This window comes from Spirosoma lituiforme (assembly GCF_054776635.1).
This window is the reverse complement of record NZ_BAAHBO010000009.1, coordinates 1-21,637: the sequence shown is the minus strand read 5'-3', so window position 1 is coordinate 21,637 and position 21,637 is coordinate 1. Positions and strand designations below refer to the sequence as shown.

14 protein-coding genes are annotated in these 21,637 nt (G+C 47.5%); 11 read left to right on the top strand and 3 right to left on the bottom strand.

The window, feature by feature from the left end; genetic code table 11:
• Nucleotides 1–21: 21 nt before the first annotated feature.
• Entirely contained in the window at nt 22–954 is a 933-nt protein-coding gene (locus ACYU87_RS23495; RefSeq protein WP_461116915.1) for a M23 family metallopeptidase, read from the bottom strand.
• 255 nt (nt 955–1,209) lie between these two features.
• On the opposite strand from ACYU87_RS23495, the gene ACYU87_RS23490 reads away from it, so the two are divergent.
• The 5 genes from ACYU87_RS23490 (at nt 1,210) to ACYU87_RS23470 (ending at nt 9,260) form a co-directional block, all read left to right on the top strand.
• Nucleotides 1,210–4,404: a DUF3945 domain-containing protein gene (locus tag ACYU87_RS23490; protein ID WP_461073742.1), complete on the top strand. Its 3,195-nt coding sequence runs from the start codon at nt 1,210–1,212 to the stop codon at nt 4,402–4,404.
• 22 nt (nt 4,405–4,426) lie between these two features.
• Nucleotides 4,427–5,629, top strand: a complete 1,203-nt coding sequence (locus ACYU87_RS23485) for a DUF3945 domain-containing protein (RefSeq protein WP_297369743.1) — start codon at nt 4,427–4,429, stop codon at nt 5,627–5,629.
• Nucleotides 5,630–5,762: 133 nt separating this feature from the next.
• Nucleotides 5,763–6,947: a DUF3945 domain-containing protein gene (locus ACYU87_RS23480; RefSeq protein ID WP_297369745.1), complete on the top strand. Its 1,185-nt coding sequence runs from the start codon at nt 5,763–5,765 to the stop codon at nt 6,945–6,947.
• Between the two features lie 44 nt (nt 6,948–6,991).
• The gene (locus ACYU87_RS23475) at nt 6,992–8,701 is read left to right on the top strand and encodes a toprim domain-containing protein (protein WP_461116914.1); all 1,710 of its coding nucleotides are present in this window, start codon (nt 6,992–6,994) and stop codon (nt 8,699–8,701) included.
• A gap of 139 nt (nt 8,702–8,840) precedes the next feature.
• Nucleotides 8,841–9,260 carry a hypothetical protein gene (locus ACYU87_RS23470; protein ID WP_297369749.1) on the top strand — a complete coding sequence of 140 codons (420 nt, stop codon included), beginning with the start codon at nt 8,841–8,843 and terminating at the stop codon, nt 9,258–9,260.
• Between the two features lie 75 nt (nt 9,261–9,335).
• Here the strand turns inward: ACYU87_RS23470 and ACYU87_RS23465 are convergent, their stop codons facing one another.
• Together ACYU87_RS23465 and ACYU87_RS23460 are read right to left on the bottom strand one after the other, a co-directional pair.
• Nucleotides 9,336–10,928: a serine hydrolase domain-containing protein gene (locus ACYU87_RS23465; RefSeq protein ID WP_297369752.1), complete on the bottom strand. Its 1,593-nt coding sequence runs from the start codon at nt 10,926–10,928 to the stop codon at nt 9,336–9,338.
• Between the two features lie 10 nt (nt 10,929–10,938).
• Nucleotides 10,939–13,335, bottom strand: coding sequence for an outer membrane beta-barrel protein (locus tag ACYU87_RS23460; protein WP_461136545.1), 2,397 nt, complete (start codon nt 13,333–13,335; stop codon nt 10,939–10,941).
• Between the two features lie 101 nt (nt 13,336–13,436).
• On the opposite strand from ACYU87_RS23460, the gene ACYU87_RS23455 reads away from it, so the two are divergent.
• From ACYU87_RS23455 to ACYU87_RS23430, 6 genes are all read left to right on the top strand, one after another.
• A complete protein-coding gene (locus tag ACYU87_RS23455) occupies nt 13,437–14,690 on the top strand; it encodes a sensor histidine kinase (RefSeq protein ID WP_297369757.1) in 1,254 nt (417 codons plus the stop codon).
• Complete coding sequence (locus ACYU87_RS23450; protein ID WP_297369761.1) at nt 14,671–15,414, top strand: LytR/AlgR family response regulator transcription factor; 744 nt, start codon at nt 14,671–14,673, stop codon at nt 15,412–15,414. The genes ACYU87_RS23455 and ACYU87_RS23450 overlap by 20 nt, the downstream gene beginning before the upstream one ends.
• A 327-nt stretch (nt 15,415–15,741) precedes the next feature.
• Nucleotides 15,742–15,876, top strand: coding sequence for a hypothetical protein (locus tag ACYU87_RS23445; protein WP_297369764.1), 135 nt, complete (start codon nt 15,742–15,744; stop codon nt 15,874–15,876).
• Between the two features lie 65 nt (nt 15,877–15,941).
• Nucleotides 15,942–19,085 carry a lantibiotic dehydratase gene (locus ACYU87_RS23440; RefSeq protein WP_461136544.1) on the top strand — a complete coding sequence of 1,048 codons (3,144 nt, stop codon included), beginning with the start codon at nt 15,942–15,944 and terminating at the stop codon, nt 19,083–19,085.
• A gap of 394 nt (nt 19,086–19,479) precedes the next feature.
• Nucleotides 19,480–19,890, top strand: coding sequence for a hypothetical protein (locus tag ACYU87_RS23435; protein WP_297369770.1), 411 nt, complete (start codon nt 19,480–19,482; stop codon nt 19,888–19,890).
• Between the two features lie 322 nt (nt 19,891–20,212).
• A partial coding sequence (locus ACYU87_RS23430; RefSeq protein WP_461136543.1) for a type IA DNA topoisomerase occupies nt 20,213–21,637 on the top strand: 1,425 nt, incomplete at its 3' end.

The following is a 21,637-nucleotide window of genomic DNA, read 5'->3' as shown; positions in this document are numbered from 1 at the left end:
TGTCGAAAAAGAGCCTTTATACTACTTTCTCCGTTGATAAACGGATGACCGGCCGGAACGGGAAACGCTGGATTTAGATTCGTCTAACGCATTGAGTAACAAAAAACAGTATGAAGCCGGATTAACAGGTTGGGTACCCGCTAAAACGGTGTAATGAAGGTGTGGCCCCGTGGCTAAGCCTGTCGATCCAACCCGGCCAATTACTTGTCCCCGGCGAACAACCTCTCCCACGAGTACCGAATGGTCTTCGAGGTGACCGTAGCCGGTTTGATACCCGGAGGGGTGAACAATATAAACAGCCAGCCCCATCCCGGCTGGTTGCCAGACAACCCGGTCAACAACGCCATCGGCCGTCGCATACACCGCCGTAAAGCGAGGTTGAGGTAAATCAATACCGGCATGATTCTGTAAGCGACCACTGATGGGATGAACGCGTAGTCCGTACGCAGATGAAATCCGGAAGTCTTCATAAGAGCGAAGTCGAACGGGTAATATGGATGGAATGGACCGGTATAAATCAAAGGCTGATTGAGCCGACGCTTTATCTGTCTGACCAAGAGGTATCAGTTGTTGACGGATACGCCGTAAGGAATCCTCCAAAACCGCAACCATAATCGAATCCTGATCGACAAACCGTCGAGGGGCCAGTGTCCGATTGTCCAAGCGATACCGTTTACTTGAATCGGCAGCAGTATACTCAATAGGCGCTAATCGATACCGACTTTGAGAACTGGTATCGCTTTTCAGGGGGCTACCCATGTAGGTTACCAAAAATGATTGTTTGGGGTTAACCGGACGATTTAAGGGAGGGGATAATCGCTTCCCGTATCCACTAAGACTATCCCGCTTTGGGGAGTTAACCATGGCGTTTTGCTCAGGTATTGGATTGGCCGATGAGTCCACCTCATCCACCATAGGGAGCGCAAATTCGAGGGCTTCTTGAGGCTGAGGCATCAGGGGCTGATGGCGCTTAATGGGTGAATCCACTTTAAAAATGACCTGAGCCTGAGCCGGGCCCAATACCCCTCCGCAACTGATACAAAAGCAAAAAATGAAAGTTCTGAGCGAGTAAGTCATAAGCGGCGAAACGTGACCGAAAAAAAAATGATTTTCATTCCCAAAGTTATCCAACTTTCTGTATTGTATTATTACATCTTGATTAGATACTGACCATTTTTTTGCATAAATCACTTAACGTACTGATCCAAGATGCAACCTCAACCCGTTACAGAACCTGCCCTTGACCTGACGGTTGCTGAGCTGTCGGCTTTTGCCCAGCGGGGCCAATTGCCCCAGCCGATTTTAACCTATCGGCAAGAAAATGACAATCGACTACCGGCCAATCTCTACGTTCCCTTGGCTACGATCATCAACAATGATATGGCCGCCCAGGAACGCGCCGCCGCCGTGGGAAAGCCCCTGGATGCCCGGCCGTCCGATGATCTACGAACCGTGCTTTACACCCAGGACCCGATCATGCAGGAATTGCTGGAGCCATTTCGCCAGCAACGCATTCAGCAGCAGCAAAATCCCTTATCTGATGCTGAACAGCAGGGCCTTCAACGGGGTCAGATTCCGGCCTCAATAACTGGCTACCTAAACGATTACGCAGGGGAAATACCAGCCCATGCGCTAAAGCCGGTTAGTGAGGCAGTCGTTGATACGACTGTAGCCCGTAAGGGGGAGATGTATCCCCAGTTCGAACTCCTGTACACCCGGAGTATTGAATTACCGGGTTTAGTGGACGAGCCGATTCGTCAGGGGCTGAAGGATCAAGGACTACTGCCAATGGATGCACAAAGCTGGCGCGTTGACATGGCCAGTGAACGGAGCCGGTCCGATGCCACGCAGTTAGGGATCGCAGAGGGTATTCAAACAACAGAAATGAGTTTGGCATTGCCGGCCCACGCTCGTCAATTACGACAGTACCTAGAAGGCGATAACTATTTAAGCAATGAGGAAATATCCCGAGCGATTTTCAACGAAAATACGACTCGGCAGCAAATGCATCAATTGGTCGAAAAGTTAGATACGACCAGACAGCCTGAGGTGCAGCAGCGGGTTACGGATTACTTGATGGAGTTGAAAGAAACAACGCAACAGTTTCCAGCCGTAGTACACCACGGACCTAGTACGCCGATTGACATGGTTAGTTTGATGAATGTGGTTCGAAATCATCAATCGGGCGAAACGCCGCTAACCTTACCACCACCGGGTGAAGCGGTAAAGAACATTGATTTGTTAGAGCGCCTTAAAAAAGCGTTCGACTCAACGGAACCTGTTCAGGATCAAAAACGGTCGATAAATACTCCAACGGATCAGGATGCTAAGGAAACAACCGTAAAGCCCGCTAATGTTGCTTTTGATTCGGTAAAATCGCCCGCCCTACCTGGTCGTTCAGTAGCGGAAGGGGATGCATCATTGCCTATGCCCGGCGAAAAAGGGCCCAATCCGGCACCGGCCAAACGGGTAGCTGACGAAGGAGAATCATCAGGGGGTTTATTAACGAAAATCCTTCAATTGAAATTAACTGAAGGGGGTATGGTGTCCAATTTTCTGAATAATTACAAAATTGTTCAGGACCTGATGGACAAACTGTTTAAGGGAGAGAACTTTGGTTTCAAGCGGAAGCCAACCGACGAGCCAACTACGCCGGATGGTTCATCGAAAGCCAATCAGCTGTCACTGGAGGAATTAATTCGGGAACTCGAACGGCGAACGCGTCCCGCGGGAATCAACCAGGCCGACGTTCAGAAAGTGACGGCCAATCAACCGATTGACCCAAAACCAACGGCAAGCCCCAATTCCCGGTCTCAACAAGTCGATTCAGAGCGGCCTGGACCGCCAGTAAGCGTGGATACTACTACCCGTCAGTACGGCCAGACCACAGCACCAGAAGCTGGGCCAAAATCGATGGTGTCCCGGATAATGGATCATTTTTTGGACAAGCTGGCTATAAAACTGCTCGACCGGTTGGAGTCGCGTCAGCAAACCAGACCTTCAGAAACTAGTACTACAACTGCTGTTACCAATTCGCCGGCACGGGTATTAGCTACGGATGGACTCAAGTCGACGGCAGCTCATCAGCCAACCGTATCCGCGGCAACGGCTCATAGCCAGGCCTCAGATAAACAAGCCACGACCCAACCCATTGTACCTGAAACATTTCGGCAGCAGGCCGCCTACGTGAACCAGGAAAAGCGCTACAGCTGGGAACAGATCAAGCCCCAGATGGATAAACTGGGCATTTCAGAAAAATCAATTGATCCGTTGAACAAAGCATTATTACTGGATGGCTATGCTACGCACCCGAACGTATCCTTCACCATAAAGGACAGAAACGGTATAGTAGCCCCAGCCCAGGGAAAACTGCTGCTCATTGAGATTCCAGGTAAAGGGCCCCAGGTTCACATTGAGCCACCCCAACTCAAAACCTCATTGTCTGTCCCGAAGGGGCTTAACTTATATACAGAGGACATTATGCGGTTGCAAAGGACAGGCATGGCTAACCGACCCGTTGAGTACACGGATGCTCAAACCGCTACCAAACGGGAAGTTCTGGTCGGCTATGATCCGGTAGCTAAACTACTGCGGACCATTGATAAAGAATCCATAAAAGTGCCCGCTGAGGTTAAGGGTCAGCCATTGACCACCCAGCAACAGGAGCTGCTGCGCGACGGTAAACAAATCAAGTTAACGGGGTTGCTAGATGAGAATAAAAAGCCCTATGCGGCAACGCTACAATTCTCGGCGGTGGAGGGGCAGTTTCGACTGGATCGTATCGGCAAAAAGCAGCGGGAAACGATCCCGCAGAACATCAAACAAGGCCCTTTGCAACCTCAGCCGGCAAGTGGGGATAAGCCGAATCAGGGTTTTGTGATTTATCTCAAATCGCTGACGCCAGAGAACAATCAAAAGTGGCTCAATACAACCCTCGACGTAAAAACGGGGGATGGACTTGAACAGCGTAAAAAAGTTAAAGAACTGACTTACTCGGATTCCATTGCGGTCAAAAAGGATGGGGTTTCAAAGGCATACTTGCCCCTTACGATGAAACCGCAAGACAACACCTTGTTATCACCGTCGGAACAGGCCCGATTACTGACGAAACTGGAAAGAAATCCGCCTATCGGTGGCATTCGCCTACAGGAAGCCAAGCCTCATGAATTGGAGAAAGCCAAAGCCCGCTTCCAGCCCCAGACCCAAACGGATACCAGCGTTGTTTCAAAAAATGGAGCGACCCGAATAACGCAAAACCAGACGGGTAATCTTGAGCAAAAACCGGCTGGTAACGCGCGGCAGAATTCGGACTCGACCAACGAGAAAAAAGGGCCAACCAACGCCGTTAAATCAGCCGCACCGGCGGACCGGCCTAAACAACCCACGGTTCGCCGTCACTCTTAAGATTTCAATCAATACCGACACTATGGCTTCTACAGATTATAACAGCTTAAACAGGGTCGAAAAGCCCGTTAATCCGCGTCCGCTGGAAACCGGCAACCGCTTCACCTGGGAGCAACTGGAAATGCAGCTTAAACCGCTGGGTATTCAAAAGGAAAGCTTATCGCCCGAGGATATGCGCGAGCTATTAAATGCCCGTCGTACGTCCAGCCTAACCCTGAATCAAACGGATAGCAACGGAACCACTACCCCGGTTCAGGGCCGTTTATTTGTCTATGACGATCCGGGGAAAGGTCCCCGCGTTGAACTGATTCCCCGGCAACTAGAGCGAACGCCGGCCCCCCGCTTTTTGGGCTACCAGCTCACGCACGAAGATCACATCCGGCTGCAACGAACTGGTGAATTAGGCCGTCCCGTCCCGTTGACGGATAAAGAGACCAATCAACAGTTTATGGGATTGGTGGGCTATGATCCCCAGACAAATCGGCTGACCGTCTTTCGGCAAGAACGATTCGTACCACCAACCGTTCTACGCAACGTGCCCATTACGGACAAACAGCAGCAGACGCTGAAAAACCACGGAGTCATCCGGGTAAAAAACATGACGGGTCTGGATGGCAAGCCCTTTACCGCCGACGTGCAGGTAGCCGCCCATAAACGAGGGTTGAAATTTACGCCTGTCAACCAGGCGGCTCTCAACGCCCTCCAAGTAAAACGAGATACGCAACGAAATGCGCCACAACCCGCTGAGTTGACGCCTAAACAGGTTGCTCGTCAGGCGGCCGACGAACAATGGAAGAAAACGATCGTATCGGCCAAGGATGAAAAAGGCCAAATCGTTCGCAAACCTGCGGGCGCATTAACCTATCAGGATATGATTCGGGTCAATAAGGTAAGTGACTCACCGGTTGAATGGAGGCCCTTAAACCGTATCCCCCATGGCCAGGAATTGAAAAGTCCAAGGGCGCAGGCTAAAATGGAAATTCTGGATTATCGAAAGGAACAGAGTGGGGTCGTATTGCCACCCAAAAAAACCGCGACAGCGGAGGAAATTAAGCGAGCTGATCAAAAATTTTCATCGTTGTCGGAGGGAAGAACGCCCGCGCGTACGGCTACCCCGCCAAGCCCCGCACGCCAAAATGAGCCCGTAGCAAAGACGGATAAAAATACGAAACAGACTGAGCCCATTGCCTCGGCTAAAGCGGGATACGGTAAGAAACGGGTATAAAACGCTATTATAAACGAGTGAGCTTGTAATTTCACGTTATATACAAAATATTAAATGAATGGATAGCACCGTCGAGAACACCTCTCCAATTGATGTATCTACGTTGATAGGTAAACGCTATACGATAGAACAGATGCGTCCAGTTCTAGCCGCTCACCTGGACTTATCGTCTAATTTAGTTTCCGCACCGGTCGGCCTTGAGATAAAGAAATTACTGGACGGTAAACAAACCAACATCATTCCATTGAAGGATGGCGATGCCGCCAAGCTCAGCGTCATTAATCATCCAACGCGGGGTTTATCGATCAACGTAATGCATGTGCAGGCGCGGCTGCAGCTGAGAGATAATTACCTGGGCCACCAATTTAGTCCCACAGATAAGGAAAATCTCCAGCGGTACGGCGATATGGGGCGCGCCGTTCAACTCATCGACCCATCGTCTGGTACACCCTTTAGAGGCATCATTGGCATTAATCCGGAAACGCAAAAAATGACGGTGATTAACACCGATAAATTTCCGATACCGGACAAGTTGTTGGGCGTACCCATTGATCCGTCCGCCAAAGAGCGGTTACGGGAAGGATACTCGATCCGCATCAATAACATGAAAAAAGATGACCAGACGTTTTCGGCCTTTGTCCGTCTGGCAGCCTCTAGGAGCGGGTTTAAGTTTGAACGCATCAAGCCGCCCAAACTGGAACAAACCCCGAAAACTAGCCAGTTGGTTACCTCACAAGCTGCTGAACGATCTACTTCGGCTACGCCACTACTGGATAGTTTAAGTTACGCCGGAAAGGGAATAAGGCAAACAACGCAAGCTTACCCGAATGGGGTTGAAGTGTTGGTCATCCCGCAGGCCGAAAAAGCCAAATACGTATTATCGATAAAACTTCCCCAGCTTGCCCAGGCTCCCGAAACCGGCAAGTTGTTTGCCCTGCCAATCATGGCCACAAAAACGGAGGCTGAAGCGTTACTTCAGCTCAGTCAGCAACTGGATAAAGCGATTGGAAAAAATCAACCGCTCCTTCCTGTCCTTCAGCAAACACCCGAATCCGTTCAACGTCTACTGCACCTTGATTTAATGAAGACGCTGAACAAAAAAAATGACCTACCCCCCAGCGGCACTGATCTCCAGACAGCTGCCCGCCCCATCCCACACTCAGCCCAGCAGCAACTGAAGACGGCATCGGTGACTAAACAAGGGGAGCAAACGACCAAACCGGCCCAGGTGAAGCCCGATGTAGAGGCGAAAACAGCCAAGGCTAAAGTTAGTAAACCCAAAACAGACGTGAAGCCTCCCAAAGGACCTCGTCCGTAAGGCCTTCGTCCCGTCCTTTTTCCCCTGTTATAAATTGAATCGCTATGTCAACTCAACCGCAGGAAGCCAAACGTACCAACCGCCAAGATGCTTACGATCGTCGGGTTGCCGAGGAGCGTTCACTCACCAATCGGTATAAATCGGATATCAATTTAGTGACTTATCTCATTGATCAGGGCTGGCAGCCGATTAAGGGGAAACACGGTAAAAACTGGGCGGCTCTGGAAGAGGAATCCACCGGGCGAAAGATCACCGTGCACCGGGTACAGGAAACCGGACATTATGCCTATAAATCGTTTCAGGATAACCGCGACCGGGGAACGATCATTAACATGGTATCCAATAAATTAAACCTGGATCTGGGCAGTCGGGATGGTTGGAAACAGTTACATGCTCACCTTAGCCCCATGGTAGGTAATGTTTACACCTCCCATGAGTCGATCCGGCCCATTGGCTTGAAAGACATTCGTCAGCTGGATGAAACCACAACGGCCCGACTGCTTAACATCGAGCCCTTGCAACAACGCAATTGGCTATATAGTCGTCATATTGAGGACAAGACCATCGATGCGCCAGAATTCAAAGGCCAGATTGTGCAACGCCCGTTTGAGACGAAAAACGGCTATACCGGCACCAACACGGCCTTCCCGATGCGTAATATGGAACACATCGTGACTCTCAACACGCGCAATGCCAGTCATAATATGCTCGTCTCTCCCAAACACGATAGTGTTTGGTTATCCAACGTTATTCCAGGCGTAAAACCCCGGGAAATTGTCATTACCGAAAACCCCATCGACGCCCTCTCTCACTACCAGCTACACCCGCCCCGTCAAGCTGGCGACCGGCTTTATGTATCGACAGGGGGGCAGCCCGGTGGTCTGCAACTGCCCACGTTACAAAAAATCATTGATACCATAAAACCCGAACGGTTCATCTTAGCTAACGATAATGACTTCTCGGGGATACGCTTTAATATTCAATACATGGGTAGCTTGAAACTACCTGGTCAACCGGACCAGGCCTGGCAGGCGTATATGACGGAGGGCAATCAAAAGACAGGCAATCCAAATCAGTTACGGTTAACCTTACCTAAGGGCGTGGAATCCCCGCCGGGTAAATCGCCCGAGGAGCTTGCCCAGCGAATTGGTTCGGTTATGAATCAGGGCCATTTAGTTGACGAGACGAAAGCTAAAGTAAAAGTGGGGAAAACGTATTTGGGTGATACGGAAATTACTGTTGATATTCCCAATAACAGACCTATGTTGATCCGGGCGGAAAACCTAACCAAAGAAATCCGGCTAACGGACAATCACTTTTACGTGAACCGCTCGGTGGAGAAAGATTTTAATGATGACTTAAAAGTAAAAGCCGATAAGATTCAGCAGGAAATTGATAAAATAAGGGCTAACCGACCTGAGAACCGGCAACATGACCCCATCACGCTTCAACCCGAGTGGCTAGTAAAATTGCAGTCTCAATTCAAAAACGACCCGGCTGCCCTCGCCAATCAAAAATCAACGGTGAAGGTTGGACCAACAGGATTACCGCTGCATCAATATGAGAAGGGAGCGGTCAATAATGAATTACCAAAAGATGGCGCCAAGCGAATTCGGAAAGAAACACCAGCGACGGTGCCGCCAAATTCACAAACCGCCCCTCCTCCGGGTAAGCCCGTCGACCCTAAAGAACATGTGAAGCCAGCGGTGCTTACCGATAAGCCGGTATCAACAAATCGAATACGACGCTCGTAATCGGTGTACCGATACAATTACGAAACCTAGTTACATTTTCGACTGCGCGTTAAGTTCGTTTAGGGCCTTTATTCACCAGGTAATTGCCGCTCATCGTTACTTTTATACCCGTCAAGTAACCTGTAAAACGTCCGCGACTATGCAGCCTTTATTTTCCGCCTGGCTAATCGATCCTTACCTTGAGTCGGTATATCCAATCGAGCTAACCGATTCCCTGTCGGATATTAGCCGTTGGATCGGTACCGTAGAGATTGGTTTTTTTCTTCATCATCCGTGCGGTGATCGGGCGATCATGAATGGGGATGTCCTGACTCAACCCCCATTGCCACCTGGCTGGCAATGGCTTGGAACGGGTGCGGTTTATTATGGCCGGGCCATCTGGATCAATGTGAACCAGGAAGGTCAACTCATGTCTCCTGAATCAACCCGTTGCTGGCTGGAAGGCCAACTCAACTTTATTGGATTCAGGGAATTAGCCGATGTAAATTCTGATCTATCAGATGACGATGATGAGGATTGGAATCAATTACTGGATGAAATCGGAAGCCAGGATGATTAGTAGAAGTGACTTAAGTTCGTTCTACTGGTATGATCCTCGTACAAGTCCATAGCCGCCATTAAGGGGCTCTGGACTTTATTTTTTTGTGAACTTATACACGTCGTCATCCAAGAAATCAGAAGGAGCGAACGCTATTCCATTCACCACTCCGGAGAGCGATACAGAAATAGTGGCGGGTGTAATGCCAAAATGCACATTTGAAAAAGTCATCCTAAACTCATTGCCATCCATATAGTCCAGTTGAGCCGTTAAGGACGGGTGATGTTCAAAGCGAACCAAGATATTCGTTTTTCCTTTCCCAGTGCCCAGGGTTGTGATGGTGAGATTACCGTATAATGGGTTATGATACGTGCCTTTAAGTGAATTGATGGAGAAAGGGGGTTGTTTAGCGGCCGAGACACGTTTATCAAGCATGGTAAGTATCTCTTTCGCATTGTGCTGCCGGCGTTGGTAGCCTTTAAAAAAGTAGTCAGCCCGGTTGGTGTAAGGTTGTCCTAAATAGCTGTCTAGTAGTTGAAAAAGTAATGCCTCGTAAAAAGTATTAAGATCATTCGAGGAAAATATAAAGAACGCTACTTTTTTATCGGGTACAATGCAATAAGCACTTCGGTAGCCGAAGCTTGTTCCAGTATGCAGAAAAACCTGATGGCCTGCGTAGTAAAGAAGGCTAACTCCCAAAGCGTAGAATTGACTTTCAATTGGAAAACCGGGAATAGGTGAAGTGCTGGCAATCGTATTAGGCTGTCGGGTAGCGGCAATCGTTTCCCATGGCACAACAGACTTTTGCTGGTAGCGTCCACTGTCAAGTTGCATCAGCATCCACGTGTTCATATCCTTCAAACAAGACACCATCCCCGTTGCCGCACCAATACTGCCAAGCGAGTCATAGGGTAGTGTAATCGGTTGATCGGATGTAGTACAGCAGGTGGAATAGGGTTTAGCTACATTGGAATCCCTGATCGTTGTCAGATCAAAATAGGTTCGTTGCATACCGAGAGGTTTTAGCAACAAGTTATCGACCTCATGCTCCCAGGTATTCCCTGTAATGGATGCCATCACTTCACCGGCTGCCACATAGCCTAAATTTGAATAACCAAACTGCTGGCGAAAGGGAAAGTCCGGCTTTAGCTGGGCAAGTTTTTGCGTGAGCTGCGACCGGCTATAACTAGTATTCCAAGCGACAAAATCAGCTTTGTGACCGGCAAGCCCAAGCCGATGGGATAATAAGTCCCGGATTGATAAGAGTGGGGTAACCTGGGCATCATACATTTTAAAGGATGGCAGGTAGTTAACGACGGGGTCATCCAGGTTAAGCTTTTTCTGATGAGCCAGGTGAGCGAAAGCAGTAGCTACGAAGAGCTTAGTATTAGACGCAATGGGAAACAGCGTATTTTCGTCAACCTGCTTGGCTGTTCCCAGTTCTCTTACCCCGTACCCCTTTGAAATAATGATTTTTCCATCTTGAACGATGCCGACGGCCATCGAAGGTATTTGCCAATTCTGCATGCCTTTCTGAACGTAACGATCCAAGCTGTCAGAGATAAAGGAAGGCGTTTGGGCGTGGCTGACGAAGGGAAAACAAAGAAGCAAGAAAGCCAAGAGTGTTGGCAATTTCGGTTGATATAAAGCCATAAAAGCTAATACTTTCAATGAAGCGTTAAAGGGCATGTTCGGACTGTTAGCGTTTTCCTCCCAACCGCTGCTGTTCAGACTCAGATCCGAATTCGCGTTCATTAACCGGTTTGGCTTTGGTATGACCAAACCGTAGCGCGTAGCTAACAAGGAGCTGCTGGGTTTCGGATTTATGGTAAAAAGCAACGGATGTATTCAAGTAATTCCCATAGTTCTGTAAAAGTAACGTATGGAAGATGTCAGTGGCTGACATTTTGAGGCTGGAATTATTATTAATCGAGTATTGTAAGCCGGCATCAAGGTACCAGATCGGTTTATATTTTAGATACCCGATTAAAGCTGTATTTCGACCCGTGAAAGCGAGAGTTGCCGACAACTTGCCCATGCTGAACGTATTCAAGAGTTTAACCACAACCGTGGGCTGTGATGTGGTAATGGGCACACGTTCAAAGGTGGAATAAAAGCGGCTCATCAAACCCGTCATCGTTGCTTGGACCTGCCAGAATGGGCGTATTTTCACCGGTATTGATAACACCAGCGACATTCTCTTTTCCCAGTCAAAATTTATATAATAGTTCAAAATAGCAGCTGATGTGGTGTCGTTTCGGAAGAGTATCTCAGTAATACGATTCCGACTATGATTATAGGAAAGGGAGAGCGACAACCGTTTCGGGGTAATTAGGCCAAGCTGAAAACTACTGGATAACTGAGGCAAAAGAAGTGGATTGCCGGTGTAAAGCGTCAACGGGTTATAAAATATATAAGATGGGTTAAGGACGTCAAAAGCAGGTCGAACAATTCGGCGATTAAAGTTGAGGGTGTATTTGAAATTTTGTTTGTTGGTATACTGGATACTAACTGTAGGAAATAAATTTGTGTAATCCCGTATCACCTCCAACCGGTTATTAACCTGAGCCTCATAGTGGGTATGCTCAAGACGTAAACCAGCCCGTACGGAAATGCCCGACCACTGGTAGCTCACCGAACTATACGCCGCTGAAGTAAATTCATCGTAATGAAATGCCCGGATCAAAGAACTTTTAAGTGAATCAAAACCTGGCGTAGCTTTAAGAAGATCGGGTTGATTTTGTAAAGTGATAGCACTGTATTTGACGCCGGTCTCCAGCGTACCCTTCTGAAATATTGCCGTCGTAAAATCTGCCTTAGCTGTTTTAAACCGGATGGTATTCGGATAGTCAATCACCAGTGATTCACTAGGCCTTGGCTGATCCGGCAAAAGAGTGTAATCAGCCCGGGATCGGGAATTGTCAGTATACTGGGCTGCATCAATATCAATTGTCAGAAACGTTTGGGGTTTCGAAAAAGTAAACTGGTAATTCACATTAGCGGATAGATTGAGTTGCCGAGAGCGCAGTTGAGAGATTGAATTGATCTTGGTCAGTCTGGCCGAAGGCGAGGCCAGCTGGTACTCCAGAGAAGACGATGGATTCTGCGTATCACTAATCTGGTTAAGCATAAGCACAGCCCCAATGGTTTGCTGCTTGGTCAGCTTGAGATCCCAATTCGTGCGAAACAAATGAGCACTGATGTCTTCCTTGTTTAGTTGATTACCCGATGAATAGCCGGACTCTGCATACTGGCCAGCAGGTACCGTCTGGTACGTATTCCAACTAAAATACGTTGGTCGATAAGATGGATTGTAAAGGAATTTACCAGACAATTTTGTTTTCTGGACTGACACGCCAACGGATGCATTCGCTTTAATATACCGGCCAAATCCACCTGTAAGGTCAAGGTCCAGACTTGTTCCCTGTTGATAAAAGTTTTTGGTAAATAATAAGATGACTCCACCCGAGTTTGCATCATAGCGAGCGGATGGATTTGTTAATATCTCGATCCGTGAGATGGAGTTGGCCGGCAGGCTTTGTAAGTAAGCTACAATCCGTTCGGAAGGTATATAGACTTGCCGGTTATCCTGATAAAGCACAACCCCCGGTTTATCGTCAATGGCCACTTTTCGATTGATAACGTCGATAGACAGCCGGGGTGCCAGGCTCAGTAGATCAAGAGTCGTTCCGCCCGAGTACAGTGGATTGTCTTCGACATTCAGCAGCGTTCGGTCACCTAGTAATTCAATGAATGGCCGCTTTTGTTTTACTGATACTTCAGCTAAGTTTAATGCCTTAGGCTGCATGGTGAAGGCCAGAGGGGCGCTACTGGTCGAATCGCTTGAAACAACAGGTTGGAATATAGATTGAAGTCCAACGTGCGTTATTCGTACCAGATAGGCACCATTATGAACGACATTGATTCGAAAGTAACCACTTGAATCGCTTTGCGCCGTCAGGATAAGGGAAGAATCGACCTGTAGCAGAGAAACCGTCGCTTGGATAACGGGTTGTTTGGTCTCGGAGGTAAGCTGGCCAGCTATTGTTAGAGAAACCGGAAGTGCTGGAGTAGACTGACCAACCGCACGCATCATAGTGCAATTTGTGAAAAAGATAGTCAGGAAGGCATGAAGAAATAAAACTGAGTAAAGAGTTTTTGGTTTATTCATCGGTCGGTCATTAGCTACATATAGGTATGTCCCTTTTTTCATCTAAAGATAACCCAGAAAATCTTAACCCGGAATTCATTCAGCAACTGACCATCGGCCGGAAGATAACCCCTCAGCGCATTGCTATTCACGTGCTGTACTGGCTTTGGAACTGTTATGAGAATTACAATGATTTTTACCGGATGCTTAAGCTTCGGCCTGAGCTTCCGGTGGACCCGGGCTTACATCGGTTCATGTTCATGAGCCACCTCGTGACCACTATAGTTACCTATTATATAGTAGGGTATCTCGTCTTACCATCACTTTTAAAAGTGCTGATCTATTACTATGCCACCCGGAAAGTGCTCTGGCGAAGAATTGCTTTTCTGATCAGCTCTTTTTTCCTGGTCTTTCTGCTCTTCAATGTGTATGACTATTATATATTCGGGTATGCTGTCACCCATTTTAAGCCAGTTCCCGGCTTTATCGAACGAAATGCGAAGTATGTCTTGGATCTGGGGCCTTTCGCTTTTCTTCGTTCTCAGGGTGCCCAGGGCTTTATCTGGGCGTTTAATCTATCCTATCTACTGCTTCCCTGTCAATTGCGACTTATACGCTGGCTAACCACCTGGGGAGTTGATAACATAAAGAAATACGATCAGAATCAGAAGCTAGCCCGAAATCAGCTTAAATATCTGCAGGATCAGATTAACCCTCATTTTCTGTTCAATGTACTCAATAACCTGTATGCCCTCATTCACCGAACCAACAGCGAAGCCGCCTTACTGTTGCGTCGATTGATTGATTATTTACGGTATACGCTATACCGAACCCACAATAATTTCGTCGAGCTGAAAGAAGAATTGCTGTTTCTTCAGAATTACGTGGAGATTGAACAAAGCCGACTCCGTGATCCAAGCGTGATCAGTTTTGTCCGACATGGTAACGCCGATGGTCAGTTGGTACCGCCTTTACTGCTCTTGACCTTCATTGAAAACGCTTTTAAACATGGTATCCATAAAAGCTACCACGACGGATGGATCGATATAAAGATTGAGATACTGGAAAACCCCGCTCTGCTGCGCTTGGACATTAAAAATTCGGTTAGTAGCGAGAACGCATCCACCCGCAAAGACGCGGGTGGATTGGGACTTTACAACGCCAGACAACGGCTTAACCTGTTATTTCAACCCGACCAATACAAGTGCACCATTGACGAGCAAGCCGATATCTATCATGTTCAATTAGAAATTCCACTTCATCAATCAAGCGTAGTTAACTATGAATTCGAAACGAATTAAGTGTCTGATTGTCGAAGATGAGCCTCTGGCTCAGAAGATTCTAAGCGAACACATTGAAATGATTGCTACGCTTGAATTAGTCGGTACAGCTTTCAATGCCGTTGAGGCTCGGAGCTTAATTGACAAAACAAAGCCTGATTTTATCTTTCTAGACATTAATCTGCCAGGTAAAAACGGCTATGATTTTCTCAAAACCTTACCCACGCCCCGGCCACTGGTGGTCGTTACTTCAGCCCATGTTGAGTTTGCCTTGAAAGGCTACGAACTGGAAGTGATTGATTTCCTGCAAAAACCTATTTTCTTCGATAAGTTCGAGGGAGCCATCAGCAAAGTAGAAAACCGCATGCGCTTAATGCATGCGCTGGCGGGTCAGGAGGCTACGGAAAAGGTATTGTGGGCAGAGAACGACAAAAAGCTTGTTTTGATCCGGACAAATTATGAACTGTTCCGAGTACCCTTTGAAGATATTTTTTACATAGAATCCTGGGACAACTATGTGAAGGTTAATCGCCGTTCGGCACCAACTAAACCACTAACCCCCCGGACTACACTCACCTCGATTGGGAATAATCTACCATCGCCATTTTTACGTATCCATCGTCAGTTCATGGTAAATACGGATCATGTGCAAAAGCTAAACGCCAATTCAGTCTTGTTATCTAATGGAAAAGAACTGCCGGTCAGCAAATCCTGTATGGAGCAAGTCAAACTCGCTCTGTCGTGAAAAGTCAACTGAAAGATGTTGAACCACTGAGCCACTGACCCCCTTAACCCTCATTTCTTTGCCACTCGCCACCTATTCTAAGGATTGAAAAAGGAAATAAGTACTTTTAAACTCATCACTTTATCTCGTAGCAACCATGGCACAGAAATCATTACCCCCCAGATTTTCACTCAATCCCCGCCAAGTTTCAACGCGTCAGCTCGCTCTCCCGGCAGACTCCTCAAAGCGAATGACGACAATAACGATAACTGTGGTCGAAAACTTTTGAATTAAGGTGAATTTGCGTTTAAATTTGGATGATAAAATCTTAATATAAACTCAATCCTTATGAAACGCTTCCAGCTCAAAGAAATTAAGGTTTCCTCACGGATGACTCCGGCTGTTGTGAAATCCGCAGGTAAAAGCTCGACCGGTGGTGGTAACACAGGAGGCAGCATTACCACCACTACCGGTGGTGACTAACGAGATTTGTTCTCCTTTTTAATGAACCCACCTGATAACGGGCTGGGTTTATTTTTTTTAGGGTTATGGTAAAAAATGAAGTTGGTGACCATTCTTTTTTTGTCGTTAGAGCGGCTACCCATTCACTAAGCGATTTAATTAATCGTCTTGATCAAATACAAGCGAATCAGTCGCAAGACTACTTGCCCCTTATCACCGACTGGCTAAAGGAGCCCTGGAATCAAAAAGGGTTGTTTCTAGCAAGTCCGGACCTGTACGAAGCCTGGCTTTCGCAGGCTCATCAGCAACAGCTTTCTTCACCTACCCTAAAAGCGCTTTGGCGGTACATCCTTCGCTCGTATTCACGAGCGACTCCTTTCGGCTTATTCGCTGGGGCCGGGCTAGGCCGCGTTGACAAGCAAAACGCTTTTACATTGGGTAGCCATCCGTGGCGGGTAGTCAGTCGACCAGATGCCACGTTACTCACCAGTGCTAGTGAGATTATCCTGCAGGAACCATTTGTACGCAAACAGCTACTTTATTCGCTCAATAACAGCCTCTATCAGGTAGAGGAAGAGTTTCGATTTTCACAATCCGTTCCAGAATCAACGGGCTTCAGGATTATACTAACCTCCTACGCGGTAACAGCGGAATTAAGCCTAATCGTTGAGAAACTAACCCAAGAAACTTACCTTAGTTTCCAGTCATTACTGGCCCTATTCGACTTGGAAGACCAGCAGGAGGCTGAAGTATTTGTAAATCAATTAATTGACAGTCAATTTCTATCGAACTCATTAATGATGCCGGTAACTGGTCCAAGTTGGATTAGTAGATTGACCCATCTGGATCAGACAAAACAGGTAGTTTCTCCGCTGCTTCGGGAATTAGTGACCATCAGTAACGATCTGATGAGTCAGGATCAAACACTGGAGGGCTTAGAGGCCACTCAAAAGAAGCTTAAAAAAATCAATGGCCATCCACAAAGCAGTCCTGCCGAATACGCGGGGTCAATGATCCAGACGGATCTGGTATTCACTCCCGATCAGTTATCGCTTAACCAGCAACTCGTTCATCAGCTGGCCGAGCAGTTTTCCCTGATTCTCCCATTAATTCAAAATAAGAGGGAGTTTCCAATAGCCAACTTTATTCGCAAATTTAGGGAACGTTATCAGGATGCAACGGTCGATTTGCTCACGGCCCTCGATCCCGAATACGGTTTAGGCTTTCATGTCCAGTCGGAAGCAAGTACGAGTCTGTTAAAACAAATTCCGTTTGCATCACCGGCCAACGAAGCCTCCGAAACCCCCTCAAACCTTGTTAAATTGATCTACGAGCGCTTTTCGTTAACGGGGCACATGGAAATTTCGTTAACCGAAGAGGATATCATCCCGCTTTTAGAAGATCAGCCCAAGCGGCCATTACCGCCAAGTTTTTATTTGTTTGGCGAGTTGTATCAGCAACCACCCGTAGCAAAAGAAAGCGTAGAGGATTTGGTCAACCCTCTACCGACCAGTCATTGGCATTTCTCGATTAATGCGGGAACCACCTCATCGCCCACTTTTTTACTCGGCAGGTTTTGTCTTAATGATCCCCTGTTAACCCGGCAGGTTCAGGAGATGTGTGCTTGGGAGCAGTCCCAGTATCCAAATGAAATACTGGCTGAAGTTGTACATGCTCCGCCAAGCCCTAATCGGGCTCGAAATGTAGTTTCCAGGCCTGTCTTACGATCGTACGAAATACCTTATCTGACACCGGCAGGGGTCGCCGCTGATCGAGTTATTAGCCTCAACGACTTAGGCGTTTACGTTACGCATACGGAACAAATCTACCTCATCAACAAATCAACTGGCCAGCGAATACGGCCTAGGCTTAGTACAGCGCATAAATTTACGTTAGGCGATGATATCTATCAATTCCTGGGATACATCGAGCAGCTGGAAACGAATCGCTATGGGGTTCGATGGGGCTATTTCAAAGATCAGCCAGTACTGCCCCGAATAACCTACAAAAATTTAATTCTTCAACCCGCACGCTGGACAATCCGCCGTTCCACTGTTCAACAGAACGGCCCAGTCACCCTGCAACACATACGCCGGTTATACAATCTACCAAAGTACCTGCAGCTCATAGAGCGGGATCTTACCCTGTTTCTGGATCTGGATGCAGCACCTTGTCAAACGATTCTCCTTGATGAACTAAATAAAAACGAGCTCATTCGATTGACAGAATGGTTACCTGCTTCTTACCAGCCCTGGCTTGTCGAGAAAGACAGATATTTTGTGTCTGAACTGATCATACCGCTGAAAGGGCTTTCGACTACGCCCGGCAATCCTACGCAGCGTGTTGTCTTCGATCAGACTACTCAGGAAGCCCGCACCGTGTATCCAGGTGGGCCATGGTTATATTACAAAATCTATCTCAGTGAATTAGCGGCGGATTATTTTCTGACGCACTGCTTGTTCGACTTCACTAATCAACTCCTGTCAAGTGGGTTATGTCAACAATTCTTCTTTATTCGCTTTGCCGATCCCGACTTCCATATTCGTATACGTTTTCAATCCGATACAAGTGTTATTAGTAAACTTATTGAGGCCTGTAATTCATTTTTCACGCCCTCAACACCTGATTCACTTGTTTATCGCTTTTCAATCGAGACCTACCAGCGTGAGATAGAACGGTACACGCCAGAATTGATGGCGGCCTGCGAGACTGTATTCAGCCAGGATAGTCTGATGATTTTGACTTACTTGTCCTCCCAGGAGAACTCGTCCAAATCTGATATCGAGCGTTATGCTTTTGCCATAGGACAGGTCAGTAACTTAGTAGACGATTTTCGCTATTCACTGGAAGCTAAAATTGCATTCTGTCAACGAAATCAAACCAGTTACTGGCATGAGGAGGGCAGTTTGAAATCTGTCAAAAAAGGCTTAAATTCTTTATTTCGTCAGTATGCCGATTCAATCTTCGATCAGGCGCAACAACTTACTGACGACTTCCTGCACCGCTCGCAGGCGTTTCAAGCGGCACTTGATCAAATCAATTTATTCTATCAGCAAAAGCCCCAGACGGTCGTTAAAGATGAGCTGCTAACCAGCCTTATTCACATGCACATCAACCGTCTATTCCCCACGGAACAACGGCGGCATGAGCTGGTTATTTATCACTTCTTAGTGCGTCGATATGAGTCGCTCCTGGCTAGGCTGAAAACAGATACCGCGTCCCCCCATTGATCATGCCTAGTTAGTTGTAGACATAACAAGGGCCGTTTACCCGGACAGCTCAGGTCATTCTTCCTTGTAAAACGGCTCATTAAGCCATTGAGCGAACGCATCACCGTATACCGGTATTTATGCTTGAATAAAGCAGATCCCTGCTGATCATTTAAGTATCTGTTCAGATAGTACTACTTAACTTAATCATTCGCCCCTCTTACCTACTTGTTCAGTCAGTTCGCCACATTTCTGCCGAAGCATACCGCTTAATAAAGCAAATTAGATAAGTCAACTTTCTTAAAAGGGCATCAAGATGGGTTGGCCTTTGTGTTTACTGCTCTAAATCTGATCAAAAATTTCATAAAAAAGAGACCGTAAAATTTGGTCAAAAAGTATTTAAATATATACCTTTATGAAACATTTTGAAGGTTTCTCCCTTGCTCAACCTCTTGCCTCACTGATGGATCAATTTCCTAATTTATCTCAAAAAGCCGATGCGCTGCCTGAGCTTTGGCAAGTCGGACAGCTGGTAACCCTTGCTGAACCGCATTATGGGCCTCATAATCCCTGTGGCAGCGTTGGCGTCGTATATGTCATTGATACCGAAGATCCTGACATGCCTTACGTTGGCATTCTAATGGAATCCGGTGATGATTTGAATTTGATTGACGCCTTAGCCGTCCACAACAGCTTTATAAGCTTGGGAATTGTCCCATTCGACTATGAATTTTCAAGCTGTCAAACGCTGATTGCAGATCAACAAGAAGGCTTGTTTCTGCCTTGTTTTCAAGCCGCTCATCAACTGATGCATAAGGATGAATAAGTTTACTCAAGAAATAGGAAACTGGCCGTTATGGAGTCAGCTCCTGCTACTGGTAGTCCTGGGGTTAGTCATTCATTTTTGGTTTGGACGCCTGAGCAGCTCCGTGCTGGCAACCAGAACAGCCGGTGGGTCTTTCGAACGGTTGTGGCGGTTGATACAATGTGTGCTCTGGGCAACCGGCCTAAGCTGGATAGCGGTTCGCTTTTGCGTGGGTACCAATGGTCAGGGTAGGCCCTATGAATGGGGGTTTTATGGCCGTGTACTTTTTGTCGGGTTGACAGCTTACCTATCTAATTTTCTAACCCGTTACTTTTCTTAATTCATGGCTAAGCATCTACTCATTGTTGAGTCACCAAATAAAAAACAAAAAATAGGTCAATACCTTGATGAATTATATGGTAGCGGCCAGTGGCACGTAGCCGCCAGTGTAGGTCACGTTCAGGATCTGCCGGAAAAGGAGTTAGGCATCAACCGGGAGCGCAACTACAGCATGTCCTATCAGGTAAGCCGGGATAAGGAAAAAGTCGTTAGTGGCCTAAAGAATCTGGTTCGGGAGGTGGGTGCTGATCATGTAATTTTAGCCACTGATCCTGATCGGGAGGGCGAAGCCATTTCCTGGCATTTGAGCCGATTGCTCAACCTATCACCAGACAAGGCACAACGGGCCACCTTTCAGGAGATTACTAAAGCAGCTATCAAATCAGCGCTGGACAGCCGGCGGCCAATCAACATGAGCCTGGTCAAAGCCCAGGAAGCCCGGCGTGCCATCGACAGGATCGCCGGCTATGAAGTATCGGATATCGCCCGGCGCAAAACAGGTAAAAATCTAACAGCAGGCCGCGTGCAGAGTGTTGCTTTAAAGCTAATCGTAGAACGGGAAAAAACGATCTCTTCGTTTACAGATCAGTTCACCTTCAAGCTCACGGCTGTCTTTACGAGCCCTAAACATGAGTTAATCAAAGCCAATTACGTAGGGTCGGGGGAAGCGGACATCCAAAAAATGAACGCATTGCCTGTTTTACAGGCTTATCTAAATACCGCCACCGGCAAGTTGTGGCGCTTGCTGGATAAACAAAGCAAGCCCGTACTGCGGCAGCCTGGTCCGGCTTTCACTACCTCCTTACTGCAACAGGAAGCCATTCGCAAGCTATCCAAAGGAAATGACCGATGGGGCGCAAAACGGGTTATGGAGGTTGCTCAGGCGTTATTCGCAGCGGGTCATATTACGTATATGCGTACTGACTCACCCAACCTCTCGCTTGAAGCGGTTGAGGCCATTCAACAGCAGGTTATTAGCCAATTCGGTGAATCCTATTTTCAGCCCCGGCGCTTTCCCGTCAAAGCCGATGCGCAGGAAGCCCATGAAGCGATCCGACCGACTCATATGGATGTTAAAACGGCGGGAAATAACGTGGATGAACAATCCTTATACCGGCTCATCTATACGCGGGCCATGGCCTCACAAATGAAACCAGCCCAGTACGAGGAGACCATGCTAACGATCGGCACCGGGCAACCCATTGATACGTTTCAGGCAAAAGCCAGTACCTTAATTTTTGAGGGTTACCGCGCTATCTATACAGAGGCCGATGAGGAGGAGGTAAGTGACGCAGCGTCCGTTATTTCGCCCGTAGCGGTTGGTACAACGCTGCGCGTCGATCAAATGCAGGGTAAACAAACCTACCGACAGCCCCCAAAGCGATTTGATGAAGCAACCCTGATTAAAAATATGGAACAGAAAGGGATC